Origin of the sequence: Vulcanisaeta moutnovskia 768-28 (genome assembly GCF_000190315.1) — an archaeon.
GTDB classification, from domain to species: domain Archaea; phylum Thermoproteota; class Thermoprotei; order Thermoproteales; family Thermocladiaceae; genus Vulcanisaeta; species Vulcanisaeta moutnovskia.
This window is the reverse complement of record NC_015151.1, coordinates 913540-935267: the sequence shown is the minus strand read 5'-3', so window position 1 is coordinate 935267 and position 21728 is coordinate 913540. Positions and strand designations below refer to the sequence as shown.

The window sequence follows — 21728 nt, the reverse complement described above, 5'->3', positions numbered from 1 at the left end:
AAGCATTGATTAAGTCATGGTATGTCCTCAACCACGGTATTCGATATCAAGATTAAGTCAATTCCACGAGATCCACGTAACACACTCATAATGGCATGTCCTGAGCCATCGCTGGCTTCCATAGTGGCCATTGAGTATCTCGTGGAGACACTTAAGATGGAGGAGATTGGTTCAATAAAGCCGAGGGTCCACGTACCCATTGTCACAGTAATTGACGGCGCGGCGAAGCTACCCTATAGGCTCTTTTTTGATAGAGAGCACGCAATTGTGGTAATTAGGCAGCATGTGCCAATCCCACCAACGCTCTATAGGCAGTTTATTGATAAGATCCTGGATTGGGCCGAGGATAATGCCGTAGGTAGGGTTGTGTGCCTAACATCAACATCACTCCTTAGTGAACAGGAGACTGATAATATTTACTTTGTAAGTGAGGAGGGACATGTAGACGAATATAGGCAGTTAGGCTTGATACCACTTCGTGAAGCGACAATAACGGGTATTGAGGCTGTGTTCCTAGACTCTGTACTATCCAGGAACATAAACGGTGTCTTATTACTCGCTGAATCAAAGGTATTAACCGCAATCAATAGGTTGATTGAGAGTGGTAAGTTATCGAGTCATAAGGATGTATTGTCAATACTCAATCAAACAATTGGTACGTATGGACCCGATGTAACCGCAGCTCTCAAATTAATAAAAGCCCTGAGTAAGATCATTGGTTTTGAGATACCCACCGATAAATTGGCCGAGCATGCTGATAAGTACGCATTCCTAATAGACAAAAACCTGGAGGAATATATGAAGCCGCCGAAGGAGGAATTACCAGTGTTTTATTAGGACTTTCATATTAAACTTAATAAGTCCTTGGTATTAAAATACACACCTTACGTAACCACCATCAATTAGTATCATCGAACCATTTATATAAGCAGCCTTATCACTGGCTAGGAAAGCCACTAAATAGCCTATTTCCTCGGGCTTTCCATACCTACCCACCGGTATTTCCTTGCTCCATGACTTAATAACATCATCAACACTAATGCTCCTTGCCCTTGCCTCCTCCTGAGCCAATTGATCTATTCTCTCTGTCATTATGTAGCCCTGCATTATGCCATTAGTCGTTATACCATGAGACCCATACTCAATAGCCAGCGACTTAACAAGACCCGCTAGGCTAAGTCTGACTGTGTTTGAAAGAACAAGGTTTGGTATTGGCTGCCTAAGGGTTAGTGACGTTACGTAGATTAGCCTCCCCCAATTCCTATTGACCATGCTATTAATAACACGCTTGGTAAGCCATACGGCGCTGAGGAGTAATAGCTTGGTTGCGTAATCCCAATCATCATCACTCAATTGGGAGAATGTACCTGGCTTGGGTGGTCCCGCGTTAAAAACCAGGATGTCAATATTACCGAAAGCATTCATAGCCTCCCTAACAAGCCTATCCACATCATCCTTAACGGTTAAATCAGCCCTGACCGCCAACACCTCAGTACCACTCTCCTTAATTATGGCATCCCTAGCCCTAGCAAGCTCATCCTCACGTCTAGCACTAATAATGACCCTAGCACCCTCCTGGGCAAGCACCCTGGCTATTCCAAGTCCAATACCGCGGCTTGACGCAGTTATTAGAGCAACCTTATTCCTTAGGCCTAAATCCATATGAGCACTCAATAATTACCCCCCTTTTTAATATGATCCTAGTATCGTTAGTAAATCATGTAATGCCTAAGGTTTATATTTCTGTGGATTCACGTATTAATGCCAATGAGTTCTCTCGAAATTGATTTACAAAATAGGAGTAAGTATGAGGATATAATAAGGTTAATTAATGAATATGGATCATCAGTGAAGGAGACAATATTTGAGAACTTACCTGATGAATTGATTGTTACATATCAAAGAATACGCGAGGTATACATTCAGGAAACAACGAGGAGTAAGGGAAGGGTTGATATTAACTCATTCATTCAGTTATACGCAAATATACCTAGGGTGGAGGAACTCCTTAGGTATTTATTACTCGCCACAGTATTGTTCATGGGATTCCGAAATCTGAGGAACGAATTAATATATAAAATAATGCTCAGGAATTATAGCGAGATAAGTCGCATCATATCAAATCCCAGCTATTCATTAATTAATGATACCAGCATGAAGATTTTAAGTGATTATGAGAACGAGGGCATTAAGGGTGAGGATGTTCAGGAGGTTAGTAATGCCATTCATAGCTTCATTTATGGATTAAGAAAGTTAACGAGGGCCTATGGAACAACTCTATTAAGGTGGATACCCAAGTTTCGAGACATTAATGACTTCGAGAAGGCACTACCCATGTTTTACCCACCTAGGGCTAATGAAAGGAGAAAGAGGGCCATTAGAACATTCATTAGGTGGGTCTCCCATGAAACAAACTTACCGGTTGCCCTTGGCATTATATCCAGGGGCAGCCATAGGCGCTACACAATGATAGCTGACGTGTATAGTACCATGGTAACAATAAGGAGTGGTGCATTCCTAGTCCTAAACAATGAGCATACTATGAAAATATTAAGTAGAATAATTGCCAATAGAAATAATGGGATTACGATAAAGATTGATGAGGTTAAGGGATTAGTCAGGGCAACTGGTAGATTGAGTAATGATCCAATAACCTATGAAAGAGGTGCATTTAGGATAGGTCATGACTATTGCTCACGACTTAAGTGCAACGAATGCCCCTTAAATAAGGTTTGTATGAAGTTTACCTGGGTGAACATAAAATGAGCATAGGCATACCTGAAGACTTGAGAAGGACTGTTGAAGAAATAACAATGAATAAATTAAGTGGCATTAAGGGTAGGATCGAAACAATAAACTTTGTTGACTCAGTAATTGAGGAACTTAAGAAAAGGGGTATTGCCCTAAACGATGATTTAGAGGCCATGATAAGGCCATACGTAGTTGACATACTATGGTCATTAAGAAAGAAAGGAATGATATCAATAGATGAGGATTTACTGCACTTCACGGTAACAAAATAGAGATCTTAACCAATACTAATAAATTAATCGCGAAATAATCAAATAATGCCCCTTGCATGCATCCACACCGTAAACCCGCCCAGGTAATGGCCTGGGCGGGTCATAATTTACTAAGCTCAGCATTGATATTACCATTATCATCTACATTTATAATGGCATAATAACCGTTGAATAATGGGCCTGGATTAACAATGACCGTACTACCTATCCTATCAACACCACGGGATTCATGCACATGACCGCACAATACGGCTAATGGCTTAACCTCCTCAATCAATTTCCGTACTGATTTACTACCAATATGCGCCCCATTCCATGCCATATCAACATTAGTTCCATAAGGCGGATAATGCGATACAAGTATTAATCTAGACCCTAGATCTTTAATTGTCTCGGTGCCTATTGGATAACCAGCCAGGTATATTGACCCAGTGAGTATTACGCGCCCCTCTATTAAGTACCTCTGAATTCTTGTCCTAATATTTATTGGGTCCATATTCCCCGTAACCACATATACGGGCTTGCCGTAATTACTCAATAAATTGAGTATCTCCGAATCCTCAAAATCACCACTAATGACTATTGCATCGGCATTCTCTGCGATATTGCCTATTGAGTCTATATAATGCATATCACCATGAATATCGGATATATGCAATATTTTAATGCCCATTAATATTATTAAAATTACCTAATCCTAAATAAATTTGTCTGCAAAGGTATTACTTAAAAATCATTATTATATAGTAATCATTATGACAACGGAAACAAGTAAAAATATACCTACTTGACGTAAGTTTGTTGCTGGTATATTGTTTGTAATACCATGGGTACTCTACACGTTACTACCAATATATAACACCATACAGCCTGAGCTTGGTGGCGTTCCGTTCTTCTATTGGTTTCAGACATTATGGTTATTAATATCGGCAATACTCTTTGTAATTGGAGTATTACTCCTTTACCCTGGTAAAAGGTGATGAGTATGGCAAGCCCATTAGTTGGTCCTCTGGGCTGGGGTATATTTCTTGGATTCTTTATAGTGTTCATATTCCTCGGTTTCTATGGCGCTAGATGGCGTAGGGGTGATCTTAACCAACTACATGAATGGGCTTTGGCCGGTCGTAGGTTAGGTACATTCCTTGTCTGGTTCCTTGTCGGTGCTGACCTCTATACGGCCTATACATTCGTTGCAGTACCATCCGGCGTATTTGCCAGTGGTGCTCTTTATTTCTATGCCGTTCCATACGTAGCTACGGTATTTGCACTGGCCGCGGTTACAATGCCAGCACTCTGGAGGTGGAGTAGGCTAAGAAATTATGTTACGGCCGCTGACTTTGTTCAGGATAGGTTCAAGAGCAAGTTACTGGCTGGTTTTATTGCCGCCACTGGAGTTGTTGCTGAATTCCCATACATAGCCCTACAAATAGTTGGTATGCAGGCAGTCCTAACGATAATGCTCCTTGGCATTGTTAAGAACGTTAAGATGGTAAGCGATATAGCATTAACAATTTCCTTCATAATATTAGCAGCCTTCGTATACACCAGCGGACTTAGAGGCGCTACCCTAACAGCCGTTTTTAAGGACGTACTCGTGTTCCTAGGTGTCATAGCAATACTCGTGGCTGTCCCCTTCGTAATTCCCGGCGGCTTTGCAGCAGCTTTTAAGGCCGCAACACTTAAGGCATTACCAACTGGAGTATCCACATTGAAGAGCCCATTCTTCATAACATACACAACACTTTGGATGGGTAGTAGCCTTGCCCTATACCTATACCCACACTCTGTCAATGGTGCCTTAAGTGCCGAGAGCGATAAAAAGCTTGCCATGAGCACCGCCCTACTGCCTATATATGGTATCGCACTGGCATTACTTGCAATGTACGGTATATTAGTATACGGTAGTCCAGAGGCCATGAAAATACTAAGTCTATTCCCAGCATCAGCCAGGGGTAGCTTGGTAATACCGACACTGGCAGTAACTGCATTGCCTGAGTGGCTTGCGGCTTTAGCCCTACTTGGTGTTTTCGTTGGTGGTCTCGTACCCGCCGCAATAATGGCAATGGCTCAGGCGAACCTATTGGTTAGGAACATAATTAAGCCGTTACATCCAAGAATAACGCCACCGGGAGAAACAAGGGCTGCTAAATGGGCATCCGTGATCTTCAAGTTCCTAGCCCTGGGCTTTGTTTTCATCGTTCCAGCAACCTACGCAATATGGCTTCAATTATTGGGTGGCATAATAATCACACAGACTTTACCTGCCGTATTCCTAGGCCTAGTTACGGATAAGCTCGATAAATATTCCCTCATGACTGGTTGGGCTGTTGGGCTAGGACTCGGTATTTACATGTTCATAACGCCTCATAAGCCCTCTGCAATGTCCCCATTATACCCAATAGCTGGGCATCTCGTTTTTATAGCCATTATAGCCCTTGCCGTGAACCTACTGATAGTGCTTATTGGCACTGGCATAGCCATGGCAATTAGACGCAGTGCTTAGTGGAAGCCATTAAATGCATAGGGCAAGAAATGTTTATTTACTCAAAACCGCAATCCTTCATCTCGTGGTCTTAGTAAAGGTTATTGAGAAGTCAGACTTATACATGAAGGCGGTAGTGGACGGGATTACTCCACCGCTAATTAATGCATTACGTAGGGTATTCATTTCCGATGTGCCTGTTTTAGCAATTGATGAGGTAATAATATTGGATAACACCTCGGTCCTCTACGACGAGGTACTTGCACATAGGCTCTCCATGATACCAATAAAGACAGACCTAAAGAAGCTGCCTAAGATTGAGGAATGCGAACAGGAGCTTGTTGATCCAAGTCTATGCCAGGTTAGGTTTGAACTTAATGTGGAAGCTAAGGAACCAGTTGTCGTTTATGGTAGAGATTTAAAGTCCGATGATCCGGAGGTCAGGCCTGTTTATGAGGATGTACCCATCGTTAAGTTAGTACCTGGCCAGAAGATAGTTCTTGAGGCCTACGCAAAGCTTGGTAGGGCTAGGAACCATGCCAAGTGGCAGGCCGGTTTAGCAGCCTATTATTACTATCCTAAGGTAAGTGTTGTTGATAAGGCCAATGATAAATGCATGACATGTACCGAGATATGTAATGGCGCCCTTGAGATTAAGGATGATGGCTCGATAATGATTCATGACGTACTCAAGTGTACATTCAATAAGTGGAAGACCTGCGAACAGGTTTGTTCAGCGTTGAAGGTTGATTGGGATGAGAATAAGTACGTGTTTTGGGTTGAGAGCTTCGGAAACATGCCCGTTGAGGATATGGTTAGGGAGGGCTTTAGGATACTCAAGGGTAAATTCCAGGAACTCGTTAGTGAACTGGAACTTGAATTATCAAGAGGCCAGGCATCGAGCGGTGAATTAACGACTGAGGAGACTGAGAAAGCGACCCAAGTACCGGAGGAGTTTGGTGGAGAGGAGAGCTTTACTGAGGAGTGAAGTATTAGTAATTACGGCTGCGAATTATTTAAAAAGGGTTGTATTGGCGTTATCACGCATGTCGCCAAATCCAACGGGGCCTACTAACGTGGAGCTTCGTATGTTGATTAGATTCCTTAGGCGTGCAGCTAATGAGTATAAGGCCGCAATTTGGGACTACGTGGCTGACCTCCTTGAGAAGCCAACTAGGCATAGAGTTGAAGTTAATATTAGTAAGATTAATAGGCTTGCTAATGATGGTGATGTGATTATTGTACCTGGTAAGGTACTTGGTTATGGAACATTGAATAAGAAGATCACAATAGCTGCTTGGTCCTTTTCCAGAGGCGCAGTTAACGTAATTAAGAGGGTTGGTGCTGAGGCGATTACAATACCTGAGCTTGTTAGGAGGAATAATAAGGGTAGCAATGTTAAGATCATTATTTAGGGTGATTGCCATGAGCAATAAAGTAATAATTATTGATAGGAATCCTCCACAGCTAGATGAGATCGTTATCGATGCTACTAATCACGTTGTTGGTAGGCTCGCGTCAGTGGTGGCTAAGTGGGCGCTTGAGGGTAGGAGGATTATCGTTGTCAATGCCGAGAGAGCTGTCGTTACCGGTGACTTCAACATGGTGCTTAATTGGTATAAGACTAGGATAAGTGAGTGGCTAACGCACTATAACCCTGAGAAGGCTGGTCCAAAGATACCTAGGAAGCCTGATAGGATATTGAGAAGGATCATTAGAGGCATGTTACCAAGAAAGGAACTCAGAGGTAAGCAGGCCTATAAGAGAATTAAGGTTTTCATGGGTGTTCCTCCGCAGTATATGAACGTCGATAAGGTCATTATTAAGGGTGCATTGCTATCTATTAGACCTGGCGCTAAGTACGTGACACTTGAGGAACTCTGGAGCCACATAGAGCCTATACAATATGAAGCTTGGAAGAAGGCTAAGGATGCTTGGGAGGCTAGACTTAAAAGGGCTCAAGGTAAGGGTGATAAGGCATGAGTGAACAGGGTAGCGAGTCTTCAGTATTGCCTAGGTCGATACCGAATGCAACAGCACAGGAGGTTGCAGGGACTAGGGTAGTTATTGCTGTTGGTAAGAAGAAGACGGCTATTGCCAAGGCCGTAATTAAACCTGGCATTGGTAGGGTTAGGGTTAATGGCGTACCAATTGAGATTTGGCCCATTGAGATGGCTAGGATGAGGATGATGGAACCATTATTACTCGCTGGTAAGGAATTAATGAGTAAGGTTGATATTGATGTTAACGTTAGGGGTGGCGGCTTCATGGGACAAGCAACAGCCGTTAGGATGGCTATTGCAAGGGGCTTAGCTGAGTATTTCCAGGATTCTAAGCTTCTTGAGCTCTACATGACTTATGACCCATCGATGATTAAGGGAGACCCAAGAAGAACCGAACCCAAGAAACCAGGTCTAAAACACGCCAGAAGCAAGAGGCAAAAAGCGTATAGATGATTCTTCGTAATATATTCCTCAATCTAGCACAAAAATAATTTAAAGGGGCTCATTGCTGCGTTCCTTAATGATTGTACCCATTAGGTGCTGGACTTGTGGAAGACCACTTGGTCATCTTTGGGAGCCATTTAGACAGAGGGTTCTTAAGGGTGAGAATCCTGAGAAGGTCCTTGATGACTTGGGCGTTACGCGTTATTGCTGCAGAAGGACTTTACTTGCTCATATTGAGTTAATCGATAGGGTTCTTGAGTACTCTAGAATTGAAAGTGAGTAACACATAGTATATACTATATATAGCCCTAACATTGTTACTTTTAACACTCTTAGAGGGTGCTAAGATTTAAATATAGGCTTTCTCGACACGTCATTAATGGAGAGACCCCAACAACCAATGAAAACGTTGCAAAAGCTGGTTGGTAAGCATGTAACAATAAGGCTTAAGAACAATAAAGTCTTGAGAGGCGTTCTTGTGAATTATGACGATTGTATGAACTTGATAATTGATGAGGGTGAGGAGCTTGACCAAAAGGGTGAGAATGTGGTTGTTAAATATGGTAGGTTAGTTATTAGGGGGACACAGGTATTGTATATAACGTCGGAGGAGACTATGGGGTGATGGGCATGGCTAGGACAATAACCATAAATACAATAGATAGGAAACCTGTTTCTGAGCTAAATGTTGAGTTGGTTGAGAGGAAGGGCCTTGGTCATCCAGACTATATTGCTGATGCATCATCTGAGGCCGTGAGTAGGGCCTTATCAAGTTATTACCTGGAGAAGTACGGCGTAATCCTTCACCATAATGTTGATAAGGTGCTTATTGTTGGTGGTCAGGCTAGTCCACGGTTTGGTGGTGGCGATGTTATTCAGCCAATATACATACTTGTGGCTGGTAGGGTAACCACGGAGATTAAGACGACCACTGGTGTTGAGAAGGTCCCCGTTGGTACAATAATAATATCAGCAATTAAGGATTGGATAAGGAATAACCTTAGATTTCTTGATCCGGATAAGCACGTAGTCATTGATTATAGAGTTGGTATGGGTTCCACTGATTTAGTAGGTGTTTATGAGCTTGGCGTTAAGGCAACAAGGATTCCATTGGCTAATGATACATCAATTGGCGTTGGCTTTGCGCCATTAACGGATACGGAGAGACTAGTACTTGAGACTGAGAGGTTACTTAATTCCAGGGAGTTTAAGGCTAAGCTTCCTGAGGTTGGCGAGGACGTGAAGGTTATGGGCCTCAGGATTGGAAAGGATATAAAGTTAACAATAGCCTCAGCAATAATATCATCACTCGTTAAGGATAAGGATCATTACTTAAATGTTAAGGATGAAATTAAGAATAAGGTACTTGACCTAGCCGCGAAGATTACGCCGAATTTAACGGTCGATGTAACGATTAATGCCGCTGATAAACCTGAACATGGAATATTCTATTTAACAGTCACTGGTACCTCGGCGGAGCATGGTGATGATGGAGCCACGGGACGCGGTAATAGAGCTAATGGCTTAATAACACCCATGAGACCAATGACTATGGAGGCTACAGCAGGTAAGAACCCAGTTAGTCACATTGGTAAGCTCTATAACGTACTTGCTAATAAGATTGCTGAGAGAATCCATGGTGAGGTTAAGGGATTGAGAGAAGTCTATGTTTACCTACTAAGCCAGATCGGTAAGCCGATAAACGAACCGTTAGTGGCTAATGTGGAGGTTATTCCAGAACCCGGTATTACATTAAGTGGTGAAATTAGGAATGAGGCTGAGGGAATAGTTAATGAGGAGCTAGATAATATAACGACATTAACGGAGCTAGTGGTTAAGAGCAAGGTATCACTATTCTAATGCACCACTCCTTAAACGTCTATAATCATTAATCATTCTTCTTAAGCGATCCTCATCAAGAGCACTAAGGAATTCCTTACCAAGATTTTCTATTGCATTATTTACCACAGCCCTGTCTATGAACATAACATCACTTAATGACCCATCATAAACCATACCAAGCGGTATTACCCTTAGTCCCCTCTTCCATACGGGCCTTAATACATTTTTATCATTAATGTCAGTCAATACTATGGAATTCACACCAATATTTATCAACTTGTCAATACCCACATTCATTAACTCGCCTATACTCATAACCAGGATGGAATTATGTATTTGAACAATAGAATTAAGATCAAGTCCCTCGGAATACCTTATTAATACGTACTTATTACCTCTAAGATACTCTAGGAAATTGCTCATTAAGTTCCTTATATTATTCTCAAGATCCTTAATTCTAAGCTTATACTTCTCAATATCACCCTCAAGCATGTCAATTCTAGCATATAAAGACCTAACAACTTGGTCCTTCCTAACCTCAATATCATAATTATTAATTAATTCCTCAACCCTCTCCCTAGTTTCATTATATAATTTATTCAGTCTCTCAATCTCGGCATTTAGAACCTTTATAACATTCTCGTACTCATCACGCAACTTATCACATTCACATTCGCATTTCTCAGGACTAACCAACTTAACTTCCTGTTGAGGTTGAACCTCAATCCTTCCGCTAACCTCATCAATTGCCTGCTTTATTGACATACCCTTTATCACAAGCGCCTTTGCATCATCAATAGCCCTCACATACGCCCTCTTAACCTCCTCCTCAACTCTATCAAGCTTCGGCTTTAGTTGAATGAATGATTTATAGGCGGCCGCAAGTGCATCCCTCATGTGTGGATCCTTAACTGTAACTCCCTGCTCACGGGAAATCTTAATGGCAATCTCACTCTTCTCAGCAATGCTTAAGTCCCTGTCTGGGTTATAAAGTACCGCACCGACCATTGCAGCAAGTTTCTTAGCGTAATCAGAGGGCTTGGCGGTGTCCACTGCAATTAGGATGGGTATGCCGTATTGGTAAACAATCTTGAGCACATGTCTCCTGCTTAGGTTCTTACCACTATGTAATGCCAATACATTACCATTCAAATCAAGCACAGCCACACCAGTGACTATGCCTGGATCAATACCAACAATCAACTTCCTATCCTTAACTGCACTGATACTCTCCGCACTCTCCTGTTCCGTTAACTCAACAAACTTTATTGAGTCAGTAGGTACGGACTCAATTATTATCTTAATGTCCATACTCTTACGAGGCCTAACTACGGACCTAACAGCACCCCTATCAGCATACACGATGAATACTACGGATCTCAATCCCTCACTTTCAGGCATTATGAACATGTCATAATCAAGGCCACTACCCTCAAGTTTCTCCTTAATCTCCTTGGCCAGGTACCTAATCCTATGGGCAATATTTCTCTCAAACCTATTCCTACTCATGCCACCTGGTGTTGTTGATACCACAGCCTTAACGACTATCTTAGTCTCAGGTTCATAAACCTTAACAATGGACCCAACACCCATTGTACAAAGTCTCGCCAGGTATTCGGCCGTGGTATCTGGATCAAGTTTCGTGATATTTAACCCAAAGTACTTGTTTACAAGGGATTCCATGGTCTCATCAACATCAGGCCTAACCTTAGTTACTTGGATTAAGTAAACATTGAATGGAAGCCTACCAAGTTTTTTGATGACGGAGGGGCTTAATTCCATTAATTCACCAATATTATCAATGGCTATGGCCTTAGGCCTTACCTTCTTAACAATCTTTATTAAGTCTTGAGGTTCAATAACGCCCCTTTCAATTATTTCACCATTATTGAGTATTGCATATGAGAACTTCCTACCGTTAATGTCAATCCCAATTACAGGGCCTGAACTCAATTCCTCAATAAACATAGTAATTATTTATCAAATTCAGTAATTACCACGCCTTAAATTTGTTTACTCACATTATCCCTAGGTGTCTTCAAATTCCTCCTCCTTCTCGGAACCCATGAGTTCACTCAATCCCTCATTACCAAGCAACTCCTCAAGCGCCTTCTCAAGACTCTCCTCCTTAACCTCCACATTACCAACAACGTAATTATAAACCTCATTAGAATCAATGCCAAGTTTGAACTTCTTCATGAAATACCTAGTTATGTTTATTATGTCCCTACGTAACATATCCAAAGCACCAAGTGCATTCCTTGGAACCCACTGGGGCCAATCAATGATATAAGGATCACCACTATCTAAGTCAATCATTATATTGAATTCGCTTAAGTCTCCATGCACAATACCCACATCAGCAAATAACCTCTTAATATTCTCAATAATACTCCAATACAAATCCTCGGAATCCTCAACATCACCAACCTCAGACAATTGTACACCATTTATATACGACATGACCACAGTATGCCTATTAACCGTTATTGGCCTAGGTACATTAAGCCCAGCATTATAGGCAAGAACCAATGCCTTATACTCAGTATGCGCCGAAAGTCTCGATTCGTAGAGCCAGGTTATGTGCCTCCTATTACCAATCCAAGACCTAAACCTCCTAATCTGCCTAAAGCTCGTCCTACCAAGCCTATGGAACTTAAGCACAACCTTACCATCACCAACGGCATCACCAGCATATACATCGGACTCCTTACCGACACCTATCGGCGTCGGGCTAACCCTCTCGAGAATCCCCCTCTTAGCCAGGGTATGTAGTGCAAGCGAGTCATAACCCATAAAGGTCAACCTATAACCAGTGTAATTACCCCTGTACCTAATCACCATGCCAAGGGCATTAAGCTTCTTAAGGGACCTATCAATCAGCTCCTCAGACTTCTTACTCCAATCAACAATAACCTCAAGAGGAACAAATTCAAACCTCCTATGACCAATCTCAATAACCCTAAGTACCCTTAAATCGAAGGAATCCAATTGATCATACGCATCAACAAGGCTCTTAATACTCAATTAATCACCACATTATTGACTTATTAATATGCCTAATTTAAATCAAACTACCATATGAATTTAGGGAAAAAGCATATTAAATAGTATTGAAATGAATCCACGTGTTTGGTAGTGCACCAAAGCAATTAACACTTAGACAGAGCCTACTTGCCGCCATCAGTACAATGCTTGTTTGGGGCCTTGAGTACTACGACATTATACTCTTCGCATCACTAGCACCAATACTGGAGATGTACTTCTTCCCATCAAAAATCGCCATAATAGGCGCAATAGAGACTTGGGGTGCCTTCGCCACAACATACTTCGTCAGGCCCATTGGCGCAATAATATTTGGTTGGATTGGCGATGTACATGGCAGAAGACTAGCCACTATACTAGACGCAGCACTTGTTGGGTTAGCAACACTCTTCATAGGATTACTACCAACATACGGTACCGCCGGAGTATTAGCGCCAATCCTATTGTACTTAATGAGAATTCTTCAGGGTATTGGACTTGGTGGTGAGGCTGGTGGCGGCGCCACATGGGCACTTGAATTAACTCCTAGGAACATTAGGCCTTACATTAATGGTGTCATGTACTCAGGGCTTTCCTGGGCTGTGTTCCTAACATCATTCGTAACACTAAGCGTAAAGTCAGCAATGCCCCAAACCTTTAGTATCTATGGCTGGAGAATACTCTTCATAACAGGCGCAGTACCAGCCTTAATAGCCCTAATAATTAGACTTTGGGGCTCGGAATCACTTGAATGGATTGAACAGGTTAAGTCTAGGGGTGTTGTTAAGGTACCATTAGGTGTTGTTTTATCTCGCTACTGGGTGCCATTTATAGCATTAATACTGATTAACCTTGGATTAACTATTTATTACTACGGTGGATCAGGTTATTGGGCCTACGTAATGCCGAAATTAATTGCACCAAAGCTCCAATTATCTGCCAATAAGGCCTATACCTGGGCCTTGGTACTTGGTATGTATGGTGGTATAGGGGCAGTGATTGGCGAATTACTCAGTGGATTCTTAATAAGGGTGTTAGGCATCAGGGGATCCTTCATTACGCCATCAGCACTTCTATTAGTGTCGAGTCCATTCATTGCTTATTTAGCATTTACATTGAACCCCTTATCAACATACACGAGCCTATTAATGGGTATCCTATTTGGCCTAACCGCTGCGCCTCAGACGCTTTACTTCACGTCAATATTCCCGACGGAGGTTAGGTGGAGTGCCGTAGCCTTTGGATGGAACTTAAATGCATCAATCGGCCCATTAACCACAATTGCCGTAATACTACTCCTAGAACTAGCGCCAAGTAATCCCATAGCACTTGCCATATATGGCTCAATAATAATGGTTATTGGCGCATTACTAGTGGTTTTAGGATCCCTAATAAGAACTAGGGAGTATTAGTACTACCATTCTTAATGTTTCGTAAGTAGTGCTCAAAGGCTACAAGGGCTAGGTACTGCTCATTAGTTATTGTTAATTCATCATTATACCTACTAACAATTTCAATGGCATCATCGGCGCTTAAACCCCTCCTATACATCAAGTAGGCTGCTATTACAGTTGGTGACCGGCCAATGCCTGCATGACAATGAACAAGGACTGGCTTACCACTCATTATACTCTTATCAATCCAGGTAACGATATTGTAAAGAACATCCTCAGGTGGTGAATAGCCATCTCTTGTTGGTACGTGTAAGTAATCCATGTTAAACTTCCTCAAGGCATTTATATATTCATGAAAATCCCAACCCTCCATAGCGAACTCCCACTCCTCAACAAGTATCACCACGGCCCTAATCCTCATCCTATGCCACATGGCCACTGTATCCTCATCAAGGGGCATTGATGAGCCTGCCAACGCACCTTCAATAACCCAATACGGGAATTTCACCATCGCTTCTCTAATCATCATACATGGCCCTGTCATTTTTAATACTTATCCTTAAGGAATAATCAATTTTACTTAGATGTATGAATGCAATTTATATGAATATATTTAACTGAATATTATTAAATTACCGATAACAACGCACTTATATACTACTCATTAATTGATTACTTTATGACGGTTTTCAGAATACTGAGAGTCGACTTATCAAGGGAGCATTTCACTGAGGAGGTGATAAAGGAGGATCTTCTAAAGAGGTTCCTTGGTGGTAGGGGGTTAGCAGCATACATGGCTCTTAAGGAGATACCAAGGGGTATTGATCCATTAAGTCCAAGCAATAAGTTATTCATATTCTCAGGGCCGTTGAGTGGCATAGCCACAATATCCTCAAGCAGGGTAAATGTAACCACTAGATCACCATTAAATGGCGTTTATACTCACGCAAATGCAGGTGGTAACTTCTCATATTGGCTTAGGAAATCTGGTTATGATGGCTTAATAATTGAGGGTAAGTCGGATGAACCGGTATACCTGGTTATTAAGGATGGTGAACCAAAGCTAAGACCAGCAAAGCACATTTGGGGTAAGTGGACTGGGGCATCTACTAAGATAATACTTGAGGAGAACGGATTTCCACCTGATGAGACAAAGGCAGGTGTTGCAGTGGTTGGACCAGCAGGTGAGAACCTGGTTAAGTTTGCGGGTATTAGGATGAGTGATTATGAGAGGTTCGCGGGCAGGGGCGGCGTTGGCGCTGTGATGGGTAGTAAGCTACTCAAGGGCATATTGGTTTGGGGAACTAGGGACCTAAATAAGGAACTTGTTGATAGGGCTAAGTTCATGAAGGTTAACACGGACATTGTAAAGAGAATAGCGACACATGATACGACAAAGGTCCTTCATAAGTACGGTACAAACGTGTTAATGAACATTGTACAGTCAATAGGTGCACTACCTCACTATAACTTTAGTGGTACTGGGAAGCTTAAGGATGTAACACCAGTTAGTGAGGAGTACATAAAGGATCATTACCCAACGGAGACCCACGGTTGCTACAATTGCCCAATAGCCTGCACACAAATGCCGACAGTTAAGTCGGGACCATTCAAATTTACAGTTACTGAGAAATACGTCAAGCAGGAGTACGAAAATACTTGGGCCCTTGGACCAAATGTTGGCTTGACGGATCCCGAGGCAAATATGAAGTTCCAGAAGCTCGCTAATGAACTCGGTCTCGATACAATAAGCCTAGGCAATACACTATCCATGGCTGTGGAACTAGCCAAAAATGGTAAGTTGAACCTAGATGTTGACTGGGGCGATGCAGGTGCTCTTGAATACCTAATATACAAGATTGCGTATAGGGATGGCATCGGTGACGACTTAGCTGAAGGCGATTATAGACTTGCTGTTAAGTACGGAATGCCACAGCTCTTTGTTGGTTCGAGGGGTCAGGGATTGCCTGCCTATGACCCAAGGGCACTCAAGGGCTTTGCCATAGCCTATTACACAGCTAATAGGGGTGGTGATCACTTGGAGGCATACACACCAACATGGGAGATATTCGGAGTTCCTGAAAAAGTTGATCCATTCTGTGAGACCCAGGAATGTATTGAGAAGCAAGCCAGAATAGTTAAGTGGAACCAGGATATATTTGCCGTTGTCGACTCCACGGTCTTCTGCAAATTCGAGAACCTAATGCCCAATATAGATACCGAGAAGGACTTCGCAGACTTATACAATGCAGCCTTCGGCTGGGATCTAACACCGCAGGATGTGCTCACTATCGGCGAGAGGATATTCAATGTTGAGAGACTACATTGGGTTAGAGAGGGTAAGTGGATTAAGGATGAGTTACCGCCTAGAATGAGGGAACCAATACCAGATGGGCCTGCCAAGGGACACTCAGCAGCTAAGATGTTTGATGAGGGTATAAAGGTGTACTATAAGTTGAGGGGTTGGGTCGATGGCAAGCCTATGAGAGATACGCTGAAGAAATTAGGGCTTGAGGAGTTTGAATACCTCTTATAAGCTTTAATTTAAAATAATCATTGCTGTTTACTTAATTCATTCCTAATCCTCACAGCCTCCCTAAGCACTAAATCCTTTATTTCCTCACCGTCAGCCTTGCCATCAGCCAGAACCTCAATGATCGCTTGATACAGGTTAGTGCTTTGCCAGGTCTCACCAACCTTAATCTTAATACTCTTAATCCTACCATCCTTAAGCGACTCCTTAATTCTCTCTTCAAAGATCCATGGATCAATGCTCGATGGCATGTCAATTCTAGCCCTAATACGCTTAAATGGCGCTAAATTCCTGTGTATTATTAAGGCGTCAAGCATTACGTAATTAGGAATCGTATACTCCCAACCAGCATCACTAACTACCTCAGTGAACATTAGGGTTATGTTCCTAATGATGCCGGTGAAACCATTTGGTAATCCCTCATGTGGGTACATAACCCTTATTATACCATACCTCCAATTAACAATAGTAACCCTATCACCAGGCTTATACCTACCAGTCATTATGATGACAATACCCGCAATGACATTTGATAGGGTCTGCTGCGCCGCGAGACCAACAATAATACCAACCGCAGTGCCTGAGAAAGCCGCTACGGAGAGCCCAAATCTCTCAAAGGTTACTGCCAACGCTATCAGTATTGCAACGATTAGTATGGTATCAAGCACGAACTTAAGTACTGTACCCTTAACACTATCATACTTGCTAATATAATCACTAATCCTCCTCCCTGTGTCCCAAACAAGAACGACACCAATTGTTACAATGATTATAGACCTAACAACACTATCATAGGTCAAAAGAACACTCTTCCAACTAATGGGTATTATGTAAAAAACAATGTTTATGTATAGAACATAAATCAAAACACCAATTATGGCAAGAAGAATCCACTCAAGTAACAACCTAACAACAAGCCTACCAACACTAACAACATTACTACCCATACGTAATGACAAAATAAGGCAATAAATAATAAAGGTTTTCCACAACAAAGGTCAGGGAAGAAAAGCATAAAAACACGAATAAGGATTAACTCGAGGGCCCGTAGCTCAGCCAGGTTGGAGCGCCCGGCTGATATGATATAATAAAATAACGCAGATACCGGGAGGTCCCGGGTTCGAATCCCGGCGGGCCCACCAATTCGTTTTCTATTAATCCCTGGCCGTAATTAAAATAAGTTAAATCATTATTAATAACTTAAGGAATTAACGATATATGGTTTCATCAGAGACGTACGTGCTTTACAAGAGTCACTGCATAAATTATACCTGTTAAAAGAAGTGGCATTTTTAAACTCGAAGCTTTGCCATAAGCAAGCATGTGGACTTCATTCGAAGGATCATTGACCGTAAGTTTCATTAATGGTGAGAAATGCACATCTAAGTTTTTTGAAGGTTCTCTCAAGCTATGTAACTCTGAGCTTTTTCTTAATATATTGAGGTATGATTATGGAAGCATAGTTGAATTATCCGTAAAATCCAAAGGAGTTGATTTAAGTGAGTACCCGGTCTCAATAAGCCTTAATCCTGGTGGACAGCCCCAGGGTCTACTGGCTTTGACTCTCTTAAACCTTGCAGGTCCATTCATGGACAGAGCCTTTAATTACTATAGCTATGTCGCCCAGGGTAAGGCGCCTAGGTCTGAACCACCGCCTGAAAGACCTGAGTACCCAGGTAAGGTTAACTATGTTGGTAAGTGGGAGCACGATCCGGTCAGTTGTTGGGCATATCCGACGTTTCCAGGAGGCCTTAATGAAATACCACCATACACAGTATTTCTATTAGCTAAACTAGGTGATTCATATGAGGCTTATCTAGCATTGTCCTCGGGTCAATTAACGGGATTCATAGGGCCTGGGCTTAGGTTAATAATATTCACTGGTAGACCAAGCCAGGGTATTAAGGGCTGGCCCTTGGTAATAGGCGTCAGTAAGGATCCTTATGAGGCTATTGACAATGCTGTTAAGCTAGCCTCAATTGTGGCTCCCATTAAGCATAGGAAAAGTAAGGCTAAGCCAAAGTTCATGAATGGATTAGGATGGTGTAGCTGGAATGCCTTGTTAACTGATGACTTAAACCATGAAAGTGTCATAAGGATCATTAAAGGACTTATGGATAAGGGAGTGCCTATTAGGTGGATTATAATTGATGATGGATGGCAGGAATTAAGGAATGGATCCCTCAACAACGTTAAACCGGACCCCTCTAAATTCCCCAGGGGTTTTAAGGCCCTTGTAAATGAGTTGAAGGCTCTGGGTATTGAGGATGCTGGGTTGTGGTTCACAATAAACATGTACTGGAGGGGTGTTACTGAGGACTTCCTAAACTCGCTCGGCGTGGAGGGTTATAAGACAGGCGCGGGTTATGTACCCATGCCTAACCTTGATAGTGCGTTTAGGCTTTATGATACTTGGTTCAGGATACTTAAAAGTGAGGGATTTAGTTTTGCTAAGGTTGATAACCAGTGGATTGTTCATAGGCTTTACTGGGGTTTTGCGAATGATGCCGAGGCGTCCAGAGCAGTTGAACTAGCCCTTCAATTGGCTGCTGCCTCAAATGGAATTGACATACTGAACTGCATGGATATGTCCCCTGGAAACTACAGTAATTATGCCTTAAGCAACGTCATGAGAGCTTCACAGGACTACATCCCAATGTGGCGTGCAGATGCTAAGTTGCACACGTTATGGAACGCCTACAATAGCCTACTCTATAACCACTTTGCATACCCAGACTACGATATGTGGATGAGCTATGATCCATCAGCCAGGTTGATGGCTGTAACGAGGATATTCAGTGGAGGTCCGGTCTACATTACTGACCGTGAGCCTGAAAAGACAAACGTTGAATTAATTAAATGGATCACACTCAGTAATGGTGAGGTTGTTAGGGTTAATGAACCTGCACTACCCACTAGGGACATTTTATTTAGGGATCCATATAATGAAGCCGTACTACTTAAACTCGCGTCAGCAGTTAATGGATACCCAGTAATAGCCTTCATGAATATCAACAGAGGTGGTTTAAGGATTAGCGAGGAGTTTAGGCTGAGCAATATGCCCATGGAATTAAGCAGTAAGTACGTATATTATAAAGTTATCAGTGGTGAGTGGGGTATTATTGAGGCTAATGGCTCAGTCAAAGTTGAACTGAACGAACTTGAAGTAGAGATAGTAGTACTGGCACCATTAATTAACGGTAATGCCGTAATAGGTATAATGGAGAAGGCATTACCACCGTACCCATTGGAATTCATTAAGATTGATAGTAAAATTATGGTAAGAACCAAGGATGCAGGTACACTACTATACGTTAGGGATAATACACTAGGTAAAGTTAACGTTAAGGTTGGTAGCATTATTGAGACTTCACAATAAACGCATCAAGTTACTATCACAATCCAACGAATTAAGTACATTGTAATAGACACAACTAACACAAATTGGTGGGCCCGCCGGGACTTGAACATTCCCCGCGGTTAACCGCGACCGGGACCTCCCGCTCGTAAGGCGGACATCCTAACCAGGCTAGACTACGGGCCCAGCTAAGTGTTGGCTTCATGAAGAATTTAAGTTTTTTGTTCATTGCTTATGTCAGAACGTTAGTCCTACTTACTTGCGTATTGTGTCTCCTCATCGTATATGTATACTTGCCCTCTCAATGCAGAGCTACCGCCACTGTGAAGGTTAGGCTGAGTTTATGCAAAAGGGTAGGTGTAATGAGGCCAGGAACTTGAACGTCGTCGCTAATGTGCCTGCTGTAAACATTCTAATCCTGAAGAACTCAAGCCTAAACATGTCTGACCAGGGTGACCAAGTTATAACCCATCAAAACCTATAGTAGGTATTGGAAGGCGCTTGGGCTTAGTGGATTTATCCTGTTTTCATTGAATATAGCTGGTAGTGAGAATATGACGATTGTGTTGATCATGAACGATAGCAGTGTGCTAATGGTAGTATTCGATAGGACAAACCATTTATACTACATCAAGTCATGCTTATGACTTAGAAAATATAAATCACTTACTCCATGCATTTTGGATAATTACAATCCGAAATTAGTATTTAAACTGGAGGTAATATTGAGCATTGTATGGTCAACGTTAAGGTTGGACTAGCGGGTCTTGGTGTGATGGGGTGGAGAATAGCAAAGAATCTCAGGGATGCGGGGTTATTGATTGGGGTATATAACAGGTCCTTCGACAAAGCCCTAAGGTTTAGTAGGGAGTTTGGTGTTGAGGCCTTTAAGGTGCCAAGCGAGCTTGCCAGGGTCTCCGATGTGGTAATCACCATGCTAAGTGATGATGATGCTGTTAGAAATGTTATCGCGGGTAGTGACGGTGTATTAAATGACTTAAGGCCTGGTTCCCTAGTTATAGATATGTCCACGATATCGCCAAGCGTTTCAATAGAACTAGCCAATATTGTTAAGTCTAGGGGTAGTGACATGGTTGATGCGCCGGTGATTGGTACTTCCGTGGCCGTTGAGAGGAAGGAAATAGTGGTGCTTGTTGGCGGTTCTGAAGAGGCATTTAACAGAGCTAAGGATGTCTTGCAATACACTGCTAAGACCATAATCCACGTTGGACCAAACGGCTTCGGACTCTACGCTAAGCTCATAAACAATGCATTGCTCGGTTCCTACGTTGTTGCACTGGCCGAGGTTGTTCAGTTAGGTAAGGCCTTTGGGTTGAGTGACTCCGTCATTCTAGACGTATTGACTAAGTTATCGAGTGCGAGGTCACCGACCTCTGAGTTGAAGGTTCCTAAGATGCTCAGTGGTGATTATTCGGTTCAGTTTGCCCTTAAGCATATGCGTAAGGACCTGGATATCGTTAATAAGGAGGCCTCGGTACGTGGTGTTCCAATACCAATGGCTTCCCTTGCACTTCAGTTTTATAGGATGGCCGAGAGGCTGGGTCTTTCTGAGGAGGATTTCGCAGTCGTTCTGAAGGTATTGACTAAGCAGTAATAGCTTAAAA

The 21728-nt window shown here is 42.3% G+C and carries 22 protein-coding genes and 2 tRNA genes; 17 read left to right on the top strand and 7 right to left on the bottom strand.

The genetic code is table 11. The annotated features are described in order from the left end of the window. Window positions 1-21 precede the first annotated feature (21 nt). Window positions 22-837 carry a proteasome assembly chaperone family protein gene (locus VMUT_RS05025; protein ID WP_048056878.1) on the top strand — a complete coding sequence of 272 codons (816 nt, stop codon included), beginning with the start codon at window positions 22-24 and terminating at the stop codon, window positions 835-837. 33 nt (window positions 838-870) lie between these two features. On the opposite strand, the gene VMUT_RS05020 is transcribed toward VMUT_RS05025, so the two are convergent. Next, window positions 871-1662, bottom strand: coding sequence for an SDR family oxidoreductase (locus VMUT_RS05020; RefSeq protein ID WP_013604344.1), 792 nt, complete (start codon window positions 1660-1662; stop codon window positions 871-873). 105 nt (window positions 1663-1767) lie between these two features. On the opposite strand from VMUT_RS05020, the gene VMUT_RS05015 reads away from it, so the two are divergent. Both VMUT_RS05015 and VMUT_RS05010 read left to right on the top strand, forming a co-directional pair. Continuing rightward, window positions 1768-2766, top strand: a complete 999-nt coding sequence (locus tag VMUT_RS05015; RefSeq protein WP_148224667.1) for a hypothetical protein — start codon at window positions 1768-1770, stop codon at window positions 2764-2766. After that, window positions 2763-3023, top strand: coding sequence for a hypothetical protein (locus VMUT_RS05010; RefSeq protein WP_013604342.1), 261 nt, complete (start codon window positions 2763-2765; stop codon window positions 3021-3023). The genes VMUT_RS05015 and VMUT_RS05010 overlap by 4 nt, the downstream gene beginning before the upstream one ends. Before the next feature lie 100 nt (window positions 3024-3123). On the opposite strand, the gene VMUT_RS05005 is transcribed toward VMUT_RS05010, so the two are convergent. Then, on the bottom strand, window positions 3124-3696 hold the full coding sequence (locus tag VMUT_RS05005) for a metallophosphoesterase family protein (protein WP_013604341.1): 573 nt from the start codon (window positions 3694-3696) through the stop codon (window positions 3124-3126). Between the two features lie 139 nt (window positions 3697-3835). On the opposite strand from VMUT_RS05005, the gene VMUT_RS12450 reads away from it, so the two are divergent. The 9 genes from VMUT_RS12450 (at window position 3836) to VMUT_RS04965 (ending at window position 9812) form a co-directional block, all read left to right on the top strand. After that, on the top strand, window positions 3836-4003 hold the full coding sequence (locus VMUT_RS12450) for a DUF3311 domain-containing protein (protein WP_013604340.1): 168 nt from the start codon (window positions 3836-3838) through the stop codon (window positions 4001-4003). Further along, complete coding sequence (locus VMUT_RS05000) at window positions 4003-5526, top strand: sodium:solute symporter family protein (protein ID WP_148224665.1); 1524 nt, start codon at window positions 4003-4005, stop codon at window positions 5524-5526. Before VMUT_RS12450 ends, VMUT_RS05000 begins: the two co-directional genes overlap by 1 nt. Before the next feature lie 64 nt (window positions 5527-5590). Beyond that, window positions 5591-6493: a DNA-directed RNA polymerase subunit D gene (locus VMUT_RS04995; protein ID WP_148224664.1), complete on the top strand. Its 903-nt coding sequence runs from the start codon at window positions 5591-5593 to the stop codon at window positions 6491-6493. A gap of 58 nt (window positions 6494-6551) precedes the next feature. Beyond that, window positions 6552-6920 (top strand): 50S ribosomal protein L18e, encoded by a 369-nt coding sequence (locus VMUT_RS04990; RefSeq protein ID WP_013604337.1) that lies wholly within the window; start codon window positions 6552-6554, stop codon window positions 6918-6920. Between the two features lie 10 nt (window positions 6921-6930). Further along, window positions 6931-7488 (top strand): 50S ribosomal protein L13, encoded by a 558-nt coding sequence (locus VMUT_RS04985; protein WP_048057194.1) that lies wholly within the window; start codon window positions 6931-6933, stop codon window positions 7486-7488. Then, window positions 7485-7961, top strand: coding sequence for a 30S ribosomal protein S9 (locus VMUT_RS04980; RefSeq protein WP_013604335.1), 477 nt, complete (start codon window positions 7485-7487; stop codon window positions 7959-7961). Before VMUT_RS04985 ends, VMUT_RS04980 begins: the two co-directional genes overlap by 4 nt. 67 nt (window positions 7962-8028) lie before the next feature. Then, window positions 8029-8235: a DNA-directed RNA polymerase subunit N gene (locus VMUT_RS04975; RefSeq protein ID WP_013604334.1), complete on the top strand. Its 207-nt coding sequence runs from the start codon at window positions 8029-8031 to the stop codon at window positions 8233-8235. 96 nt (window positions 8236-8331) lie between these two features. After that, a complete protein-coding gene (locus tag VMUT_RS04970; RefSeq protein ID WP_013604333.1) occupies window positions 8332-8577 on the top strand; it encodes a U6 snRNA-associated Sm-like protein LSm6 in 246 nt (81 codons plus the stop codon). Next, the gene (locus VMUT_RS04965; RefSeq protein WP_013604332.1) at window positions 8577-9812 is read left to right on the top strand and encodes a methionine adenosyltransferase; all 1236 of its coding nucleotides are present in this window, start codon (window positions 8577-8579) and stop codon (window positions 9810-9812) included. The genes VMUT_RS04970 and VMUT_RS04965 overlap by 1 nt, the downstream gene beginning before the upstream one ends. On the opposite strand, the gene VMUT_RS04960 is transcribed toward VMUT_RS04965, so the two are convergent. Then, window positions 9804-11762 carry a DUF460 domain-containing protein gene (locus tag VMUT_RS04960; protein WP_013604331.1) on the bottom strand — a complete coding sequence of 653 codons (1959 nt, stop codon included), beginning with the start codon at window positions 11760-11762 and terminating at the stop codon, window positions 9804-9806. The genes VMUT_RS04965 and VMUT_RS04960 overlap by 9 nt on opposite strands. Window positions 11763-11822: 60 nt before the next feature. Next, on the bottom strand, window positions 11823-12821 hold the full coding sequence (locus VMUT_RS04955; protein WP_013604330.1) for an RIO1 family regulatory kinase/ATPase domain-containing protein: 999 nt from the start codon (window positions 12819-12821) through the stop codon (window positions 11823-11825). A 101-nt stretch (window positions 12822-12922) separates the two neighbouring features. Between VMUT_RS04955 and VMUT_RS04950 the strand changes: the two genes are divergently transcribed. Next, the gene (locus tag VMUT_RS04950; protein ID WP_013604329.1) at window positions 12923-14230 is read left to right on the top strand and encodes an MFS transporter; all 1308 of its coding nucleotides are present in this window, start codon (window positions 12923-12925) and stop codon (window positions 14228-14230) included. Here the strand turns inward: VMUT_RS04950 and VMUT_RS04945 are convergent. Continuing rightward, window positions 14217-14741 carry a protein-tyrosine phosphatase family protein gene (locus tag VMUT_RS04945; protein WP_013604328.1) on the bottom strand — a complete coding sequence of 175 codons (525 nt, stop codon included), beginning with the start codon at window positions 14739-14741 and terminating at the stop codon, window positions 14217-14219. The two genes, VMUT_RS04950 and VMUT_RS04945, sit on opposite strands and share 14 nt — an antisense overlap. Window positions 14742-14891: 150 nt before the next feature. On the opposite strand from VMUT_RS04945, the gene VMUT_RS04940 reads away from it, so the two are divergent. Next, on the top strand, window positions 14892-16748 hold the full coding sequence (locus tag VMUT_RS04940) for an aldehyde ferredoxin oxidoreductase family protein (protein WP_013604327.1): 1857 nt from the start codon (window positions 14892-14894) through the stop codon (window positions 16746-16748). Between the two features lie 17 nt (window positions 16749-16765). On the opposite strand, the gene VMUT_RS04935 is transcribed toward VMUT_RS04940, so the two are convergent. Further along, window positions 16766-17692: a mechanosensitive ion channel family protein gene (locus VMUT_RS04935; RefSeq protein ID WP_013604326.1), complete on the bottom strand. Its 927-nt coding sequence runs from the start codon at window positions 17690-17692 to the stop codon at window positions 16766-16768. 94 nt (window positions 17693-17786) lie between these two features. Here VMUT_RS04935 and VMUT_RS04930 point away from each other — a divergent pair. Together VMUT_RS04930 and VMUT_RS04925 are read left to right on the top strand one after the other, a co-directional pair. Next, a tRNA-Ile gene (locus VMUT_RS04930) sits at window positions 17787-17887 on the top strand. Between the two features lie 296 nt (window positions 17888-18183). Continuing rightward, complete coding sequence (locus tag VMUT_RS04925) at window positions 18184-20124, top strand: Sip1-related alpha-galactosidase (RefSeq protein WP_013604325.1); 1941 nt, start codon at window positions 18184-18186, stop codon at window positions 20122-20124. 66 nt (window positions 20125-20190) lie between these two features. On the opposite strand, the gene VMUT_RS04920 is transcribed toward VMUT_RS04925, so the two are convergent. Further along, window positions 20191-20289: transfer RNA gene (locus VMUT_RS04920), tRNA-Val, on the bottom strand. Window positions 20290-20839: 550 nt separating this feature from the next. Between VMUT_RS04920 and VMUT_RS04915 the strand changes: the two genes are divergently transcribed. After that, complete coding sequence (locus VMUT_RS04915; RefSeq protein ID WP_013604323.1) at window positions 20840-21718, top strand: NAD(P)-dependent oxidoreductase; 879 nt, start codon at window positions 20840-20842, stop codon at window positions 21716-21718. Window positions 21719-21728: the final 10 nt, after the last annotated feature.

Coding starts and splice junctions, on each gene's coding strand:
- VMUT_RS04945 (WP_013604328.1), bottom strand. CDS start 14,741: ATGATGATTAGAGAAGCGATGGTGAAATTCCCGTATTGGGTTATTGAA.
- VMUT_RS04975 (WP_013604334.1), top strand. CDS start 8,029: ATGATTGTACCCATTAGGTGCTGGACTTGTGGAAGACCACTTGGTCAT.
- VMUT_RS04960 (WP_013604331.1), bottom strand. CDS start 11,762: ATGTTTATTGAGGAATTGAGTTCAGGCCCTGTAATTGGGATTGACATT.
- VMUT_RS05010 (WP_013604342.1), top strand. CDS start 2,763: ATGAGCATAGGCATACCTGAAGACTTGAGAAGGACTGTTGAAGAAATA.
- VMUT_RS04980 (WP_013604335.1), top strand. CDS start 7,485: ATGAGTGAACAGGGTAGCGAGTCTTCAGTATTGCCTAGGTCGATACCG.
- VMUT_RS05000 (WP_148224665.1), top strand. CDS start 4,003: ATGAGTATGGCAAGCCCATTAGTTGGTCCTCTGGGCTGGGGTATATTT.
- VMUT_RS05025 (WP_048056878.1), top strand. CDS start 22: ATGTCCTCAACCACGGTATTCGATATCAAGATTAAGTCAATTCCACGA.
- VMUT_RS04935 (WP_013604326.1), bottom strand. CDS start 17,692: ATGGGTAGTAATGTTGTTAGTGTTGGTAGGCTTGTTGTTAGGTTGTTA.
- VMUT_RS04915 (WP_013604323.1), top strand. CDS start 20,840: ATGGTCAACGTTAAGGTTGGACTAGCGGGTCTTGGTGTGATGGGGTGG.
- VMUT_RS05005 (WP_013604341.1), bottom strand. CDS start 3,696: ATGGGCATTAAAATATTGCATATATCCGATATTCATGGTGATATGCAT.
- VMUT_RS04940 (WP_013604327.1), top strand. CDS start 14,892: ATGACGGTTTTCAGAATACTGAGAGTCGACTTATCAAGGGAGCATTTC.
- VMUT_RS04990 (WP_013604337.1), top strand. CDS start 6,552: ATGTCGCCAAATCCAACGGGGCCTACTAACGTGGAGCTTCGTATGTTG.
- VMUT_RS04970 (WP_013604333.1), top strand. CDS start 8,332: ATGGAGAGACCCCAACAACCAATGAAAACGTTGCAAAAGCTGGTTGGT.
- VMUT_RS05020 (WP_013604344.1), bottom strand. CDS start 1,662: ATGGATTTAGGCCTAAGGAATAAGGTTGCTCTAATAACTGCGTCAAGC.
- VMUT_RS04965 (WP_013604332.1), top strand. CDS start 8,577: ATGGGCATGGCTAGGACAATAACCATAAATACAATAGATAGGAAACCT.
- VMUT_RS05015 (WP_148224667.1), top strand. CDS start 1,768: ATGAGTTCTCTCGAAATTGATTTACAAAATAGGAGTAAGTATGAGGAT.
- VMUT_RS04985 (WP_048057194.1), top strand. CDS start 6,931: ATGAGCAATAAAGTAATAATTATTGATAGGAATCCTCCACAGCTAGAT.